The organism is Solimonas fluminis (assembly GCF_002930645.1).
Taxonomy (GTDB): domain Bacteria; phylum Pseudomonadota; class Gammaproteobacteria; order Nevskiales; family Nevskiaceae; genus Solimonas_A; species Solimonas_A fluminis.
Window position 1 is genome coordinate 92,105 of sequence record NZ_PSNW01000015.1, and the last position, 16,543, is coordinate 108,647.

The following is a 16,543-nucleotide window of genomic DNA, read 5'->3' on the forward strand; positions in this document are numbered from 1 at the left end:
AATGCGCGGCCTATTCCTCTTCGGGCGAGGCGGCCTGGGCCGGCGGATTCACCAGCTTGACCTTGACCTTCTCGCCGATGACCTTCTGGTAGGCCGTGAACTCGGCGCCGGCCTGCATCTCGCGCAGGCGCGGGCGCAGCTGGGCGATCTCCGCGGCGCTGGCCGGAACCGGATCGCGCACTTCGGTGAGGGCCAGGACGGCGACGTTGCCGTTGTCCAGGCTCAGCTCGGAGAGCTGCGGCTTGCCGGCGGCAGGGCGCGGCAGCTTGAACACCGCACGCAGCAGCTGCGGCTCCTCGCCCTGCTGGACGCGCTTGAGCGCCCCCGGCTGGCGCAGCTCGGCACCGGTGGCCGCCACGGCCTCGGCGAGCGGCTTGCCGGCACGCAGTTCGGCCAGCAGCTTCTTGGCCTCGGCCTGGGCCTGGGTCTTGGCCGACTCGGCGCGCAGCTCCTCGCGCAGGGCGTCGGCCACCTCGGCGAGCGGCCGCTGGCGCGGGGCTTCGTATTCGGCCTTGCGGATCACCACCAGGCTCTCGCCCACGGTGATCGGCTTGCTGTTCTCGTTGTCGTCGCGCACTTCCGGCGAGAAGGCGGCCTGCAGCACGGCAGGATTGGCGGCGATGCCGCTGCCGGCCTCGCGCGTGAACCAGTCGGTGGTCTGCACCTGCAGGCCCAGTTCCTTGGCCACCGGCTCCAGCGAGGCGTTGTTCTCGAAGGCCAGCTGCTCGAGCTTCTCGGACTGTTCCTGGAAGCGCTTGGCCAGCTCGCGGTTCTGGTAGAGCGAGATCAGCTCCTGCTGCACGTCGGCGTCGGCCAGGGCGCGCGTGACCGAGGGCTTGAGCTCGTCGAGACGGATCAGCTGCCAGCCGAACTCGGTCTCGATGGGGCCGGCGACTTCGCCGGTCTTCAGGTCGAACAGTTCCTTCTCGAAGCTCTCGGGCATCTGGCCGCGCTTGATCCAGCCCAGGTCGCCGCCCTGCTCCTTGGAGCCGGTGTCGTCCGAGTTGGCGCGGGCCAGCGCGGCGAAGTCGGAGCCGCCCTTGAGCTGCGCCGCCAGGGCCTCGGCCTTCTTCCTGGCGACGGCCTTGTCGGCGCCGAAGTTGACCAGGATGTGGCTCGCCTTGCGCTGTTCCTGCGTGGTGAAGCGCGCAGCCTTCTCGGCATCGTAGATGGTCTTGAGCACGTCCTGGCCGGGCAGCGAAGCCTGGGCCAGCTGGGCCTGCGACAGTTCGACATAGGCCAGGCGGATGCGCTCCGGCGCCATCAGCTGGGCCTTCTTCTGCTCGTAGCGGGCCTTGACCTGCTCGTCGCTGACGCTGGCCTGGGCCAGGTATTTGCTGCTGTCGAACAGGGCGTACTCCACCACGCGGTCCTGCATCGCCAGGCGCCAGGCCTGCTGCACGTCGGCGTCGGTGATGAAGGCGGTTTCCAGCACGCCGCCGCGCATCTGCTCGATGGCGATGGAGTTGCGCACCTGCTCTTCGAAGCGCGTGGGCTCCAGGCCCTGGCGCGCCAGCACGGCCCGGTAGGTCTCGGTGTCGAACTTGCCTTCCTTCTGGAAGGCCGGGATGCGGCTGAGGTAGTCGAACACCACCGCGTCGTTGGCGCGGTAGCCGGCCTTGTCGGCGAACTGGCGCAGCATGGCCTCCTGCGTCATGTCGTCCAGCACCAGCTTGCGGAAGTCGTCGGCCTTGAAGTCTTCCGGCTTGAAGTTGTCGCCCATCAGGGAGACGTACTGGCGATAGCGCTGGTCGTAGGTGTTCTGGAACTGCGACTGGTGGATCTTCTGCTTGCCCACCTTGGCCACCACGGGATCGCCGCCACCGCCGCTGAACGTCTCGATGCCGAAGAAGGCGAACGGCACGATCAGCAGGGCGACGATGAAGCCGGCGACGATGCCGCTGGTGCGGTCACGGATCTGTTGAAGCATGGTTTCCTCAACTCTCTTAAGCGGTGCGGTGGCCTGAAAACGCCAAAGCCCGGTCAGAGCCGGGCTTTGTCGTATGCGTATGGTGGGTTGCCAGGGACTCGAACCCCGAACCTACTGATTAAGAGTCAGCTGCTCTACCATTGAGCTAGCAACCCATACACTTTTAAAAATGGGGTGGACGAGGGGACTCGAACCCCCGACAACCAGAATCACAATCTGGGACTCTAACCAACTGAGCTACGCCCACCATCGGTGAGCTTCCCAACCCCGGGGAAACTCAGGGCCGCGAATCATACCAGAACTATTCCAGAGTCCAAACGTTTTTTTGCGGAAAACCGGCCGGAGGTGCTTTTGCCGCCCGCCTGTGCCCCCATATCCAGGGACAAAGGCGGCCAGGCAGAGCATCCGCCCTCCGGCGAATCCCCGCCGGGGGCGGATTGTCGCAGATTCTGGTGCGCCCGGAGAGACTCGAACTCCCGGCCCTCTGGTTCGAAGCCAGATGCTCTATCCAACTGAGCTACGGGCGCTTTTTGATTCCACCTTTACTACCTGAGCCATCCATGGCGCTGCAGTCCGGCCCGGCCTTCCATGGCCGGGCGTTCGGCCGGGCGAGAGTCCACCGGACTCTCGCTGATCCGTCCTCACCCAACTGAGCTACGGGCGCTTTTTGACTGCAGCGACTCAGTGCGCCGGGCGCGCGGCCTGCAGGCCGGCGATCGACGCGGCGACCCGCTCGGCCGCCATGCCCACGGAGGCCAGGCCCTCGGCCAGGGTCTTCATCAGGCGATCCCAGGGCTCCGTGTCCTGGTCCGGGAAGGGCTGGTCGACCTCGTCGATCAGCTCCTCCATCAACCTCAGGCCTTCCTTCCACTGCTCGTGGTCGGCGCCGTGGTTGGCCAGGCGCTTCATCAGCAGGGGGCCCCAGGCCGAGGTCAGGAACTTCATGGCCGGCTCGGGTACGTTGCGGCCGAAGGTGGCCATCTCGACCTGGCGCATCACCAGGCGGCGCACTTCGTTGATGATGGCCTGGCGGCGCGCCTCGGCCTCTTCCTTCTTCCACTCGAAGAAGCGCTGGATCTGCGCCTCGTCGATCGGCGCCTGGGTCAGCATGGCCTCGCGCACGAACTCCGGCGACAGGTCGAACTGCACCAGCACTTGCTGCAGGCGCTCCACCGCTCGGCGCGCCTCGGCGTTGCCGGTCAGGCGGGCGCTGGCGGACTTGAGCATCAGGTCATTGACCAGGCTGTTGATCGGGTGCGTGGCGGCCGTGAACAGGGTGGAATCCGCCAGCGCGGACTTCACCACCGGGAATCGCACCGATTCGTGCTGGGCGCGGAGTTCCTCGGGGACCAGGGCGTCGGCAATGGCCTCGTTGATGAAGCGGCCGGCCAGGGACATGCGCTGCAGCGGCACCCAGCGCTGGTCGTCGGCCACGCCGGGCAGGACGTGCGGACCGGTGAGGCTCAGCAGGTCGGCAGCCAGCGAGCCGTCGTTGTAGGTACCGTCGACCGCCTTGCCGGCGAAGTTCTGCAGCATCGACACCGTGCTCTGATCGACCTGGGGCGGCGGAGCCGGCTCGCGCCGCATCACCGGCGGCGTCACCGAAGGAACGCTCACTGGCGGCGGGGGCGGCGGCGCGACGGCCGGAGCCGTCACCGGCGCGGGCCCTTCCTGGGTCGCCCGGGTGGCCGCGGTGCTGATCACCTTGATCGAGGCGATCAGCGAGTCGTACATCGAGCCCAGCTGCGGCACCACCGCCTCGTCGAAGCGCTGGAACAGGACCTGGCGCTGCCCGGCCGGCCAGCCGATCTCGGTGGCGGTTTCCTGCAGGGTGCGCACCAGGCTGGCCGGGGCCAGGGCACGGGTATAGATGGGGATGTACAGCATCAGGCGCAGCCGGTCGACGCGCGCGTCGAGCTCGCCCACCGTGCGGCGGTGCAGGCTTTCGGCCCGCAGTTCGGCATTGGCGGACGCTGCCGAGGCCTCGGAGTTCTGCGGCTGGCCGGGAACCTCGCGGCGCGCCACTTCGCCGCCGGTGATGGCGGCATCGACACGCTGCACATAGGATTCGAGCCAACCCGCACCCTTCTCCGCCACCAGCATCGCCAGCTCGCCGAAGGCATGCTGGGCCTGCAGGTCGCTGGCGGCAAAGGCCATTTCGGTGAAGTCGGCCGGCAGCCGCTGCACGAAGGCCGCGAACAGGTCGGTCAGGTTGCTGCGGACGGTCTTGCGCAGTTCTTCTGCCGCGGCCAGACCCAGGCGCTTGAGGTGGTCGGCCTGCAGCAGGGAGGGCGGAACGGCGGACTTGGGGTCGCCGGGGAGACTGCTCTTGCTCATCGGGTCGTCGTGGCCCCGGAGCAACGGACCGGCAGCAGTCCGGCAGGCAGGCCCGTGGCCCGCTCCCTGCCCCGCCCGGTCCGGCAATGTTCGATTCGCATACTGGGACCCCGCCCTCACTGCATTGGCGGCCGCTGCATGGCGGCCGCTCACCGGTCTCCCGCCGGTTCCTGAGTATCCGGTTGTTCAGGCTGTGGCCGCAAGCGGGTTCGGGGCCGGGCGGGCAGGACCCGGGCGACACGGCTCCGGCAATGGGCCTCTTGCCCGATATTCAAGGGCTTCCGGCACGAACTCATCGCGCCGTTGCGCGCGGCGGAGGAATTCCACGCCCTCCCGTCGCCCCCCCGGCCGCAGGTCGTGCAGAGACCCTGGCCCCGGCTGATCCAACGCCCGAGCCGGAGAGCGGCAAGGAGGAGCGGTCGCGCGGCGCGGAGTCATGAATCCCCTGCCTGATCGGCGGCGCCTGCGGAAGGCCGCCAGCCGGCCGGTCAGATTCCGGTAAGTCCGCCGCTGCAGAGCAGGGTCTGTCCGCTGACATAGTCGCTTTCGGGGATGCAGAACATGTAGACCGCCCCCGCCGCCTCTTCGGGCGTGCCGCTCCGGCCCAGCGGGATCCCTCGCTCCATCGTCGCCATCAGGTCGGAACTCACGCCAACCTTGATCTGCCGGCCGTCGATACTGGCGGTGGTGCCGGCGCCGGCCGCGGCCGCCGTCAGACGGGTCTGGATCAGGCCGAACGCGACGCAGTTGACCGTCGTGTTCAGGCGTCCCCATTCCTTGGCCAGCGTCATCGTCATGCCGGTAATGCCTGCCTTGGCGCTGGAGTAGTTGACCTGGCCCGGGTTTCCGAACAGCCCCGCCACCGAGGAGATGTTCACGATCCTGCGTACGACCCGGCGGCCCTCCTCGCCCTCCTTGCTGGCCAGGGAGCGGATCACCGGCTGCGCGGCGCGGAGAATCCGGAATGGTGCCGTCAGGTGCACATCGATCATGGCGTACCACTGTTCGTCGGTCATCTTCTGGATCACCGTGTCCCAGGTGTAGCCGGCGTTGTTGACGATGATGTCCAGGCCCTTGAACTGACCGGTCGCGGCCCCGACGAAGCGCTCGGCGAAGTCCGGCGCGGTGACGCTGCCCAGGCAGGCCACCGCTTCTCCTCCCGCAGCGCGGATGGTGTCCAGCACCTCGGCCGCCGGTTCAGGGTCGAGGTCGTTGACGACTACCCGCGCGCCTTCGCTGGCCAGCTTGAGTGCGATCGACCGTCCGATGCCGCGACCGGAGCCGGTAACCAGGGCCACCTTGCCTTCGAGTTTCCTTGACACGTTGATGTCCTTGCTCATGCCGGGCAGCCCCCATCCAACGAGACGAGCGCCTCGCCCAGGATCTTGATCTGTCCGAACTGGTTGGTATTGCTCACCTCGATGCGCGCACAGCGCTCGCCCTCGACGATCGGGACATCCACAATCCTGCCGCGGCAGGTGATGGCATTGCCCAGGTGCGTGACGCCCTGGAAACGGACATCGAAGCGGCGCAGTCGGCCCTGCGGAATCCAGGCCGTGAGCATGCGGCCGAGCCAGGCCATGCCCAGCATGCCGTGGGCGAAGACATCCGGCATGCCGGCCCTGCGCGCGAAATCCAGGTCCAGGTGGATCGGATTGAAGTCGCCGGACGCACAGCCGAAACGCGCCAGCATCATGCGGTCGACGGGAAGGATCGCCAGCGGCGGAAGTTCGTCGCCAGGCTTGAGGCCCTCTGCGGAGTTGTTCACTTGGAGTCCTGTTCAGGCCGGCGGCTGGTTCCTGCACACCAGGGTCGCACGCAGTTCAGCCGCGAGCTGGCCCGAGGAATCCCGCACCTCCGTGCTTTCGACCACGAACTGCAGGGCTCCAGCCTTCCTGTCGTATATGTCCGATATCCACGATCGAACGGCGACGACATCGCCGGCGCAGACCGCGCGGTGATAGGTGAAGCCTTGCGCGGCATGCAGAAGCTTCGAGAGCGGGACTCCCATCTCGCCCAGAACCTGCATCAGGCTCCCGGCCTCGAGTCCCGCGCCGAACAGGAAGGTCGGCGGAGCCGGCAGGTCCCTGAACCCTGCCGCACGCGCCGCGCCGACGTCGGTGTAGACGGGGTCGGTCTCGCCGATGGCTGCCGCGAAAGCGCGCAGCCGCCCACGCTCCAGCGCCACTTCGTACGGCGGCAGCTCATGGCCGATCCAGCGCCTGTCGATCACGATCATGCAGCCCCCCCGGGCCCTCACTCTGCCGTCCGCCACCGGTAGTCGGTGGACTCCTGGGCAAAGCGCAGGAACCAATCGATCGTCTCCGGGTTCATCATGGCATCGCGGCTGGCAGCCTTCTCCAGCGGCCATCCCATCAGGATCTTGCGGACGGGCACTTCCATTTTCTTGCCGGTCAGCGTGTAGGGCACGGCGTCCACGGCATACATCCGATCCGGCACATGGCGGGGGCTGCAATCCTGGCGCAGGCGCGCGGCGATGCGCTCGCGCAAGCCATCGTCCAGTTCCACGCCGGGCTTGAGCTTGAGGAACAGCGGCATGAAGAACTGGCCGCCAGGCAATTCGCAGCACACCACGAGGCTGTCGGCCACTTCCTCCACCTGCTCCACCGCGCGGTAGATTTCGGCGGTGCCGATACGCACGCCGTAGCGGTTGAGCGTGGAGTCGGAGCGTCCGTAGATGTAGCAGCCGCCGCGTGCGTTGATCTTGATGAAGTCGCCGTGGCGCCAGATGCCGGGATAGACCTCGAAATAGGACTCGCGATAGCGCTTTCCGCCCGTGTCGTTCCAGAAGTGGATCGGCATGGAGGGGAAGGGGCTGGTCACCACCAGCTCGCCGACCTGGTCGATCAGTTCCTGGCCATCCTCGCTCCAGGCATGCACATCCATGCCCAGCATGCGTGTCTGGATTTCGCCGGCATGGACGGGCAGCAGCGGAGCGGCCCCGACGAAGCCGCTGCAGGCCTCGGTGCCGCCGGACTGCGAGGTGACCCACAGGTCCTGCTTCACCGCCTTGTAGAACCAGTCGAAGGTCTCCGGCGTGGAAGGAGCGCCGGCGACGATGACCGATTCCAGCCGCGACAGGTCGAATCGCTCCTTGGGCTGCAGCCTGGCCTTCTCCATCATCTGCACGTAGGTCGGGCTGGCGCCGAAGGAGGTCACGCCGGTATCCGCCGCGAGCCGCCACAGCAGGTCCAGCGAGGGATAGGCCGGATTGCCGTCGTACAGCACCACGCCCGCACCGGTCAGCAGGGCGGCCAGCAGCAGGTTCCACATCATCCAGCCGGTGGTGCTGTAGAAGAACATCACCGAGTCGGCCGACAGGCCGAAATGGAAGTGCGTCAGCTTCAGGTGCTCGGCCAGCGCGCCGACATGGCTGTGCACGATGGCCTTGGGCAGGCCGGTGGTTCCGGAGGAGAACACGATCCACAGCGGATGGTCATGCTCGACCCGCTCGAAGCGGAAGCTCTCCCCCGGGACGTCCTGGCGATCCAGCAGGTTGCCCCAGGACAGCACGCCGGGCAGCGCCGGCAGACCGCCCTGCGGCTCCAGGTACGGCAGCCAGACCACGCGCTCGAGCGAGGGCAGCGCCTCGACGATCTGGCGCACTTCGCCCTCGCGTGCGAAGTCCTTGCCGCCGAAGCGGTAGCCGTCGGCGGCGAACAGCAGCTTGGGCTGGATCTGCGCGAAGCGCTCGATCACCGTCTTGACGCCGAACTCCGGGGCTGCCGAGGACCACACCGCGCCGATGGCGACGGCAGCCATCATGGCAATGGCGGTCTCCGGCACGTTGGGCATGTAGGACACCACGCGGTCGCCCGGACCGATGCCCAGCGCGCGCAGCTGCGTGGCCAGGATGCGCACCTGACGGCCGAGTTCGTTCCAGCTCATGCGCGCCAGCGGGCGATTCTCGGAGAGATGATGGAACACCGGCGCCTCTCCGCGCTCCGCCTCGGCGCGCAACAGGTGCTCGGCGTAATTTACCCGCGAGCCCTCGAACCAGTTCGCCCCCGGCATGACGCGCTGGCTCAGCACGCGTGTGTAGGGCTGGTCCGAACATACCTGGAAGTAATCCCAGATGCTGGCCCAGAACGCTTCGATGTCCGTGACCGACCACTGCCAGAGCGATTCGTAGTCCTTGAAGTCCAGCCCGCGATTGCCATACAGCCACCGCATGTACTGCGCCAGGTTCGAGCGGGCCGCAAACTCGGGCCGCGGGGTCCACAGCAACTCGCCTTCCTTCACCATGGATTTCTCCTGATCACCCATACCGTTCGACTACCGTTCAACGCAGGCTGGCCAGGCGTTCGAGAACGCTTTCCGGATGAGCCTTGCCCGGGATTTCCGCGTAGCGGAATCCTCCGTCCGGGCGCGGCGGCGCCTGGCCGCCCTGCCAGAAGCTGTCCGGAATCCTGAGACCCGGCACGCTGCCGGCCGCCGGCTCCGAGGCGACCAGGAAGTCCAGCCCCTCGACGCCCGCGACGGATGCATCCGCCGGCATCAGCAGGCCGGCATCCCAGCGGTAGTGGGCGGCAACATTGAGCAGCGGCTGGTACAGCGGCAGGGATTCGGCCAGGGCCGAAGCGGACTCGCGGCTCTCCTCGAGCAGCACGCCGTCCAGCCCGCAATCGGCGAAGCGGCGCAGGAAGTCGGCGATGTGGACCGCCGCGTCGTCCACCGCGTCCGCATCCACCTCCACGCTGGCGCCAGGATGGGCCTGCCCATGGGCCAGGGCCACCCAGTGGCACGGCGAGGGCAGCGCCAGCACGAGTGCCTGGGCACCGAAGCTGGATCGCAGGGCTGTCGCCAGCGACGCGAGCTGCGCACGCAAGACTTCGTCGGCCAGCAGGGTCTTCAGCGCATGTGCGGCGCGCGGCCTGGCCGCCATGGCCCCACTCAGTTCCGGGCGCATCTGCAGCCAGGCGGCAGCCACCTCACGAACCGGCAAGGTGACGACATCCGACCCGAGCAGACCCTGGGCCTTTCGCAGCCAGCCGATGGCCGCATCCGCGTCCGTCCAGGGCACGTGGCCACCCGCCAGCAGACGCGAGGCATAAGCACCGTAGTCCAGCCACAGGCCTCGGCCACCGTCCGCGAGGCGCTCGATCAGTGCAGCCACTCTGGTGCCCTCAGGACCGGCTGAGCAGGATGTCCCCCGCCTGGTTGATCTCGAAGCGCCAGCCGGGCTCGATGCGGCAGGTAAAAAAAGCCTCTTCCAGCACCGCCGGCCCTGCGGCGGTGGAGCCGGCCGGCTGCTCCTCGACGCGGTACAGCGGCAACTCACCGGACAGGGTGCGGCGCTTTGCCGTGCTGACCGCGCCGCACGTGGCCTTGCCGAATTCGCCGGCGAGCTTCGCATGGCTGATGGGTTTCACCGCCTGCAGGACCAGGCTGACGCGGGCCTGGGCAGGGATGACAGGCTCGCCCTCGCCCAGAGCGATGCTGCGCTCGCCCGCGGGGTCGATCACCCGCAGCGATTGCTCGATGCGGCACTGCTCCAGCTCGGCGCCCTCGCCGAACATGGCCCGGCGCGCCTGCAGAAGCAGCAGCTCGCTCGCCGCCTGCAGCCCGGCCGCATCGTTGCTGGCCAGCGGCATCTCGAAGGAATGCGCAACGTCGGAGAACCCGATGCCGAAGGCGGAGAACACCGCCGCCAGCCCCGGAATGATGATGCGCCGGATGCCCAGGGCCTCTGCCACCTTGCAGACCACGAAGGGACCGGCACCGCCGAAGGCGGCCAGCACCGTGTCCGGCGTGATCGGGGCATAGTCCCTGAGGCTGGCGGCGATCTTGCCGACCCAGGCCTCCTCCATGGCTTGCGCGGCCTTCTCAGGCGTCAGGCCCAGGGGCAAGGCAACCTTTTCGCCGATGGCCGCGCGCGCGCGCTCCACGTCGATCCTCAACTCGCCGCCGAAATAGGACGCAGGATCGAGCAAGCCGCCCAGCAGGAAGGCGTCCGTCATCGTCGCCTCCTTGCCGCCCAGGCCGAAGCAGGCTGGTCCGGGCGCGCCGCCGACGCTCTCGGGGCCGACCCTGATGGCCCGGCCTTCCGCACGGATGATCGAGCTGCCGCCGACGCCGGCACTGACGACATCGCACAACGGGAACGAGGTTTCGACGCCTTCCACCTGCCCGCGGCGGTGCGCACGCACCACACCGTCCTCGACCAGGCTGATGTCGGTGGTGGTGCCGCCGACGTCCATCGACAGCAGGCGCCGGAAACCGTAATGGCTGGCCAGGGCCTTGCTGCCCTCCGCGCCGCCGCGCGGACCGGAACTGTAGGTTTTCAGCGCGATGGTACGGGAAACCCGGGCCGAGTGTCCGTCGTTGCGGAAGATCAGCAAGGGATTGCGGGTGCGGTACTGGCGCAGCTTGTGCTCGGCGTTGTAGAGGAAGCGCTCCATCGCCGGGTGCAGGAAGGCGTTGAACATCGCAGTCCAGGCCCTGCGCGCATCTTCGGCATCGTCGACGACCTCGTGCGAGTAGAGGATGGGGATGGCTCCCAGCAAATGCGGGGGGAACTTGCGCAGCAGCAGTTTCTTCAGGTCCGCCTCGCCGCTGCTGCGGGCGCTCCCCCCAAAGGCCACGACGATGCGGTTGGCGCCCGCGGACGACAGGCCGTTGACCGCGCGTACCGCCGCCGTCTCCAGGGCGTCGCCTGCCAGCGACGGGTCGAGCGTTTCGATGCGCACGCCGACCAGGCTCGCCAGCAGATCGGTCTGTTGGGCCGTACCCTGCAGTTCCGCCGCCTTGAGCGTGCCGCCGAGGATCAGCCCCAGGCGCGGGCCCTTGCGCTCCACCAGGGCATTGGTGCCCTGCGTGGTGGAGTAGCGGATGTACTCCGTCGACAGCAGCAAGGACAGCAGGTCGTCCCTGCCGTAGATCGTGCGCGAAGCCTTCACCAGTCCATCGAGCAGGCACTTGGACAGGTCGTGCGGCGTGGTGACGGTCTTCGTGCGCCAGACACGGCCGCCGTCGATCACGCAGATGTCGGTGAGCGTTCCGCCGTTGTCGATATTGATCAGCTTGCCGGCCTTGGCGGCGGCCGGCTCGACGTCGTGGACTTGAGAAATCTTGATGGCGGCCGCTGATTGCTTGCTTTTCATGTCAATGGATTCCGTCTTGCCTGTTGCTGCCGAACGCCCGAATGGATTCGCTGCGAATGCTGGTCACCCGAAAGGCGGCCCTGCTGCATGGAAACCGTAAGCCAGGGGCGGATCGCAGACCCCGCCCACTTGGGTAGCCTCCGTAAAAATCGCCGACGGCCTGCGCCGTCGGCATCCTCGCTGCCTGGGAGGAGGGAATGAGGCAGCGTATTCCGCAGGGAGCCTCAGAACTGATACGTCAGGCGCACCGTGACCTCGTCGGCGTAGTCCACCGTGGACAGCAGCGTGTCGTTGGGATTGGCGCCGCCCAGCGAACCGTCGATGTAGCTGTAGAAGGCCTCCACCGTCAGCGCGCCGCGGGGCTTCCACTTGATGCCCGGCTGCACCAGGATGCTGCCGCGCGGGTCGTACAGCGTGGCGAAGCCGATGCGATAGATGTCCTGCGGGAACGGCTGCTGGAAGGCAAAGGCGAGGTAGTGCGCTCCGTTCACGCCGTCGGCCGGTTTGCTTTCCGTGCCGCCGTAGCCCGACAGGTGGCGGCCGAACAGGTCGTCCACGCTGCGGTACATGTGCTGGAACACCAGGTAGGTTGCCGGGAAGGCCTGGCTGAAGCGGTGGTACTTCTCCAGCACCAGCGCCGTGGTCACCGAATCCTCCTCGATGTAGTTGCGGCTCAGCGAGGTGTTGGTGAAGGTGCGGTCCGGCGTGTAGCTGACCTCGAAGTTGATGATCAGCTGGTCCAGCAGGCTGCCGGGCTCGCCTTCCGTCACGTAGCTGGCACCCAGGCCGAACACCTCTTCCTGCGCATACTCGCGGGCGATATGGCCGCGCAGGCTGCCGCCGGCCGCGATGAAGAAGGTGTTCAACAGGTTGTTGGCTTCCTCTTCCGTGCTCACCGTGGTGGCGAACAGGTCCGCCGCCGCCGGGAACTCCGTGATCGACGAGTTGAGGCCGCTCATCGCGTTCAGGCGGGCGAAACCGGCGTACCTGAACCACTCCTGCGCCGAATACACGCCGCCGGGCGAGGCCTCGAAGGCGGTCTGGGCCAGAAGCTCACCGGAATCCCGCCCCTGCAGCGCCAGCACCGTGTTGACCAACTGGCCGGTGGAGCCGGGCTGGGTCGGCAGATCCTTGTTGTGTCCCGACTGCGTCCAGCGGAACACGCCATCCGGGTTGTAGCGCTGCACCGCCATGGCCTGGAAGCCCCACTGGCCGTAGTTGCCCTTCAGGCGCATGCCGTAGCTGAGCTTGTCGTCCCAGCCGCCTTCCACGTAGCGGTCATGCACGGTGAACTGCGCCGGGATCACGTTGTACTGCGTATTCGGGTTGCCGTAGATCGTCGGCTGGAACTTCTGCACGTAGCCATCGACCAGCAGTTCCTCGTTGAGCTGGTAGCCCAGGCGCGCGCCCAGCGCCGGCACGCGCTTGTCGGAATACTCTTCCTGCGCGTAGTCCAGCACCGAGTGGCGGCGCAGGTCCAGGCCATCCACCACGTCGAACACGCGGAAGAACAGCGCCTGGCCCCAGGCGATCTGCTGGTTGCCCACGCGCGCGGTGACGGGTCCGTTGTTGTACTCCAGCACCAGGGTCGGGAAGTAGATCAGGTAGTCGTCGCCGGCCCATTCCAGCGGGTTCGGGCTGTCGTCGCCCTCCACGCGGTACTCGAAATAGTTCGGCTTGCCGCCGTACAGCACCTGGTCGCCACCGGAGATGCCGCCCTGCACGTCGCGGTAGCGGCGGGCGTCGAACTCGTCGTACATCTTCGGGTCCCAGATGCCGCGCAGGCGGGCGATCAGGTTGAGGCTCTGGGTGAAGCGCACGCCCAGTTCCACTTCCGAGCGGACGATGGCGTAGTTGATGTCGTTGTCCACGCGCTTCATCGGCGTGCCGCCGCCGGTGGCGCTGTTGACGCCGCGCAGGCCCGGCGATGTCGTGTCAGTGGCCAGCAAGGGCAGCGGCGGCAGTGGCAAGGTGGTCCAGGTGCCGACCTGGCCACCCAGCAGCGGCGGCAGGCCGAGGCTTTCGAGCAGCCCCGGCACCAGGGCGGGTGGCGAGTAGGCCTGCCGCGGCACCGAGACGCCGTTGTAGTAGTTGCCCAGCTGGTTGGCAGGGTTATCGTCGCTGCTCGTCGAGTAGCTGAACTCCGGACGGATGAAGCCGCCGATATTCATGCTGACCTCGTCGAACCAGCCCGCCTGTGCCAGCGGCGAAGCCAGACCGCAGGCTGCCGCCACCACCCCCATCACGCTTGTCTTGCGCATCGTGTTCTCTCCTCAGAGACCTTTCGTTCTTCCGCAATACCGCGATAGCGCCCGGCTTCGGGCTCGCTGCCTTCGGCGCCTCAGGGGACCAGCCGCACGATCTGTCCGGCCTGGCCCACGGCCAGCACCGGTGCGCTGGCCGAAGCCTGCGCCACTCCCACGAACCACAGGCTGTTCACCCCGCCGCCCTGCACCTGGCTGAAGCTCTGTCCGCCGTCGCGGCTGACCAGCATGTCGCGCATGCCCGTCACCAGGACCCGGCCATCTGCTGCCGCGTGCACGCCCAGCAGCAGCGCGCCGGTTCCCGAAGGCCGCTCCTCCCAGGTGGCGCCGCCGTCGGCGCTGCGCAGGATCGCGCCGCTCTGTCCCACCGCGTAGCCCACGCCGTCCTCGCGCAGCTGCAGCGCGAACAGCGAGGCTTCGCCCTTGTGCAGGGCCGTCCAGCTGGCTCCCGCATCGCCGCTGCGCAGGATCAGCCCGAACTCGCCGGCAATCGTCAGCGTGCCGTCGGCCGCCACGTGCGCCGCGTACATGTGCGGCTCCATGCCGTCGGCGGCGAACTCCGCCCAGCCCGGCGCCACGCTGCGCCAGGTCTTTCCGGCGTCGTCCGACAGCAGCACGGTGCCGAAGGCACCCACCGCCAGCGCACGCCCCGCCGCGTTGATCTCCACCGCCAGCAGGCGCTGCTTGCTGCCGCTCTGCCCCTCGGTCCACTTGCCGTCGGCACCGCGCGTCAGCACCAGGCCGCTCTGGCCCACCGCCACCGCCTTGCCGTCGGCCACGCCCACGCCCAGCAGCGAAAGCTGCGTCGGCGCCTGCACCATCTTCCAGGTGGCGCCGCTGTCGCTGGACTCCTGCACCTCGCCGCCCGCGCCCACCGCCACGCCCAGCGCGCCGCCGAAGTCGATGGCGAACAGCGCCTGGTGGACCGTGCCGGTCAGCACCGGCTGCAGCGGGCTCTTCGGCTCCGCCGGAGGGGCGGAGGCGGATACGGCGCCGGCCAGGAGGCTTGCGCCGATCGTCATGAGCAAGCGGGTGTGCTTCATGGCAGCCTCAAGCCGTGCCCAGGCGCGTGATCGCCTGCACCGTGAGGTACTTGTTGTAGACGTCCTCGCCCTTCATGATCGCGTTGTCGTAGCCGCTCTTGTAGCCGCCGGTCACCTCGCGCGCCTGCACGAAGCGGCTCATGCGGTTGGCCTGCAGGTCATGGCTGTGCACGCCCACCCAGGACCAGGCCGGCTGGCCGCTGTCGTCCTTGATCGTCAGCTTCTCGTTCGAGTACTGCGCGAACTGCGGCTCGAAGGTCTTCCAGATCTCGCCGCGGCGGTCGTAGGTGTTGTAGGCGATGAACAGGCCGTTGCGGACGTCGATCCAGGTGCGCTTCTTGCCGACCGGCGCACGCGGGTAGCCGGTGGGCTCGGCATCGACGACGAGGCATTCCGGAATCAGCTCCATCCACACGTCATGGAAGGTCTGGCCCTTGGGGCCGCCGTGCACCGGACGCTCGTAGTTGTTCATCGTGCCGCCGCGGCCGCCCATGAAGTTGCGGCTGCCGACCGCGCCGAGCATCGGCTTGCGCTCCACGATCTTGTAGTTGCCCCAGGTCAGCATGGGATCGCCCGCGGACCAGGCGTCGGACAGGAACAGCGTGATGCCCGGCACCAGCGGCTCGAAGCGCTGGTTGGTGGGGAACTGGCGCACGCGGCGGAACGCCGGCAGGTAGCCGTACAGTTCCGGGAACTTGCGCTGGTCGTAGCTCCAGATGTTGAGGAAGGAGCTGCCGGCCGTGTCGTTCGGCGCCGTGAACCACACCGACTGGTAGCGCAGCAGGTCCTTCTTGCCGTTCCAGACCTTGTCGTCGTTGCGGGCGGTGGTGTTCAGCTCGGCCCAGACGAAGTCGTACTGGTAGGCCAGGCTGCCGTCCGGGGCGATGTCCCAGTCGCGCACCGCGTACTGCGAGTAGTCGTGGCGGCCCCAGCTCAGCGTAATGTTGGCGGTGGCTTCGATACCGTTCTTCGGGTCCGGGAAGGGCAGGCCCGCGCCCCAGGGATTGCCGGCCTGGTCGTAGACGTTGCCGTCGGCGCCCATCTTGGCCTTGCCCTTGTTGCGCAGGGTGCCTTGCAGGAAGGGATGCGGACTGAGCTTGGTCACATCCTTGGTGGATTCCACGATATGGATGCGGCGACCCATGGTCTTCACATGCATGTAGGCCACCGGATCCAGCAGGTCCTTCACTGCCTCGACGTTGTCCTTGGTCACCACGTCGCCCGGCTTGATCTTGCCCTTGGTGTAGGCCTCGATGTGCAGAAGCTCCTCGGGGTAGGCCTTGCTGGTGTCATCCGCGGAGTCGGCGATGGTCGGCCACAGCGGCGCCAGCACACCCGCGGCGGCACCCACGGCGGACTTCTGCAGCAGCATGCGGCGGCCATAGTCGAAGTCGTACTTCTTGATGCGGAACGTCATCTCGGATCTCCTCACTCAGTCGTTGGCGGTACGCTTGCCGTGCTCGGTGCAGCCGGCATGGGAAGGTGTTGGTTTTTCATGCATTGGCGGGCGGTGGGTCCTGCACCGTATAGAGCGACAGGTCGGCGCCCTCGCCGACGAGCAGGTCGTCGCGGGTGACGAAGGTGGGCTTGAGCAGCCAGACGATCAGCGGCAGCACGACCAGGGCCAGGACCATGTTGATCAGCATGATCAGCACCAGCAGCAGGCCCATGTCGGCCATGAACTTCAGGCCCGACATGAAGTACCAGGGCAGGATGCCGATGACCATGATCGAGGCGGTGAACATGATCGCCTTGCCGGTGGTGGTCAGCGCCGCCACGTTGGTGCGGCCCCAGTCGCCGTCCTGCGCGTGGAATTCCTCGCAGATGCGCGACAGCAGGTAGATG

General features: G+C 67.6%; 12 protein-coding genes and 3 tRNA genes. All 15 read right to left on the reverse strand.

Annotated elements, in window-relative coordinates; all coding sequences use genetic code 11:
* Nucleotides 1–10 precede the first annotated feature (10 nt).
* Nucleotides 11–1,930 carry a SurA N-terminal domain-containing protein gene (locus tag C3942_RS20075; protein ID WP_104232153.1) on the reverse strand — a complete coding sequence of 640 codons (1,920 nt, stop codon included), beginning with the start codon at nt 1,928–1,930 and terminating at the stop codon, nt 11–13.
* Between the two features lie 80 nt (nt 1,931–2,010).
* Nucleotides 2,011–2,085: transfer RNA gene (locus C3942_RS20080), tRNA-Lys, on the reverse strand.
* Nucleotides 2,086–2,100: 15 nt separating this feature from the next.
* Nucleotides 2,101–2,177, reverse strand: a tRNA-His gene (locus C3942_RS20085).
* Between the two features lie 203 nt (nt 2,178–2,380).
* Nucleotides 2,381–2,457 (reverse strand) — tRNA-Arg (locus C3942_RS20090).
* Nucleotides 2,458–2,611: 154 nt separating this feature from the next.
* Nucleotides 2,612–4,267: a DUF1631 family protein gene (locus C3942_RS20095; RefSeq protein WP_104232154.1), complete on the reverse strand. Its 1,656-nt coding sequence runs from the start codon at nt 4,265–4,267 to the stop codon at nt 2,612–2,614.
* Between the two features lie 488 nt (nt 4,268–4,755).
* The gene (locus C3942_RS20100) at nt 4,756–5,589 is read right to left on the reverse strand and encodes an SDR family NAD(P)-dependent oxidoreductase (protein ID WP_104232167.1); all 834 of its coding nucleotides are present in this window, start codon (nt 5,587–5,589) and stop codon (nt 4,756–4,758) included.
* A 14-nt stretch (nt 5,590–5,603) separates the two neighbouring features.
* On the reverse strand, nt 5,604–6,035 hold the full coding sequence (locus tag C3942_RS20105) for a MaoC family dehydratase (RefSeq protein ID WP_207766166.1): 432 nt from the start codon (nt 6,033–6,035) through the stop codon (nt 5,604–5,606).
* A gap of 12 nt (nt 6,036–6,047) precedes the next feature.
* A complete protein-coding gene (locus C3942_RS20110) occupies nt 6,048–6,500 on the reverse strand; it encodes a MaoC family dehydratase N-terminal domain-containing protein (RefSeq protein ID WP_104232169.1) in 453 nt (150 codons plus the stop codon).
* Between the two features lie 23 nt (nt 6,501–6,523).
* The gene (locus tag C3942_RS20115) at nt 6,524–8,533 is read right to left on the reverse strand and encodes an acetoacetate--CoA ligase (protein WP_104232155.1); all 2,010 of its coding nucleotides are present in this window, start codon (nt 8,531–8,533) and stop codon (nt 6,524–6,526) included.
* Nucleotides 8,534–8,570: 37 nt separating this feature from the next.
* Nucleotides 8,571–9,404, reverse strand: a complete 834-nt coding sequence (locus tag C3942_RS20120; RefSeq protein ID WP_104232156.1) for a hypothetical protein — start codon at nt 9,402–9,404, stop codon at nt 8,571–8,573.
* A 10-nt stretch (nt 9,405–9,414) separates the two neighbouring features.
* Nucleotides 9,415–11,391, reverse strand: coding sequence for a hydantoinase/oxoprolinase family protein (locus C3942_RS20125; RefSeq protein ID WP_104232157.1), 1,977 nt, complete (start codon nt 11,389–11,391; stop codon nt 9,415–9,417).
* 224 nt (nt 11,392–11,615) lie between these two features.
* Nucleotides 11,616–13,652, reverse strand: a complete 2,037-nt coding sequence (locus C3942_RS20130) for a DUF1302 family protein (protein ID WP_104232158.1) — start codon at nt 13,650–13,652, stop codon at nt 11,616–11,618.
* Between the two features lie 80 nt (nt 13,653–13,732).
* Nucleotides 13,733–14,698, reverse strand: a complete 966-nt coding sequence (locus C3942_RS22445) for a WD40/YVTN/BNR-like repeat-containing protein (RefSeq protein ID WP_104232159.1) — start codon at nt 14,696–14,698, stop codon at nt 13,733–13,735.
* A gap of 7 nt (nt 14,699–14,705) precedes the next feature.
* A complete protein-coding gene (locus C3942_RS20140) occupies nt 14,706–16,115 on the reverse strand; it encodes a DUF1329 domain-containing protein (RefSeq protein ID WP_207766168.1) in 1,410 nt (469 codons plus the stop codon).
* Nucleotides 16,116–16,191: 76 nt separating this feature from the next.
* On the reverse strand, nt 16,192–16,543 hold a 352-nt coding region (locus C3942_RS20145; protein WP_165797554.1), incomplete at its 5' end, for an MMPL family transporter.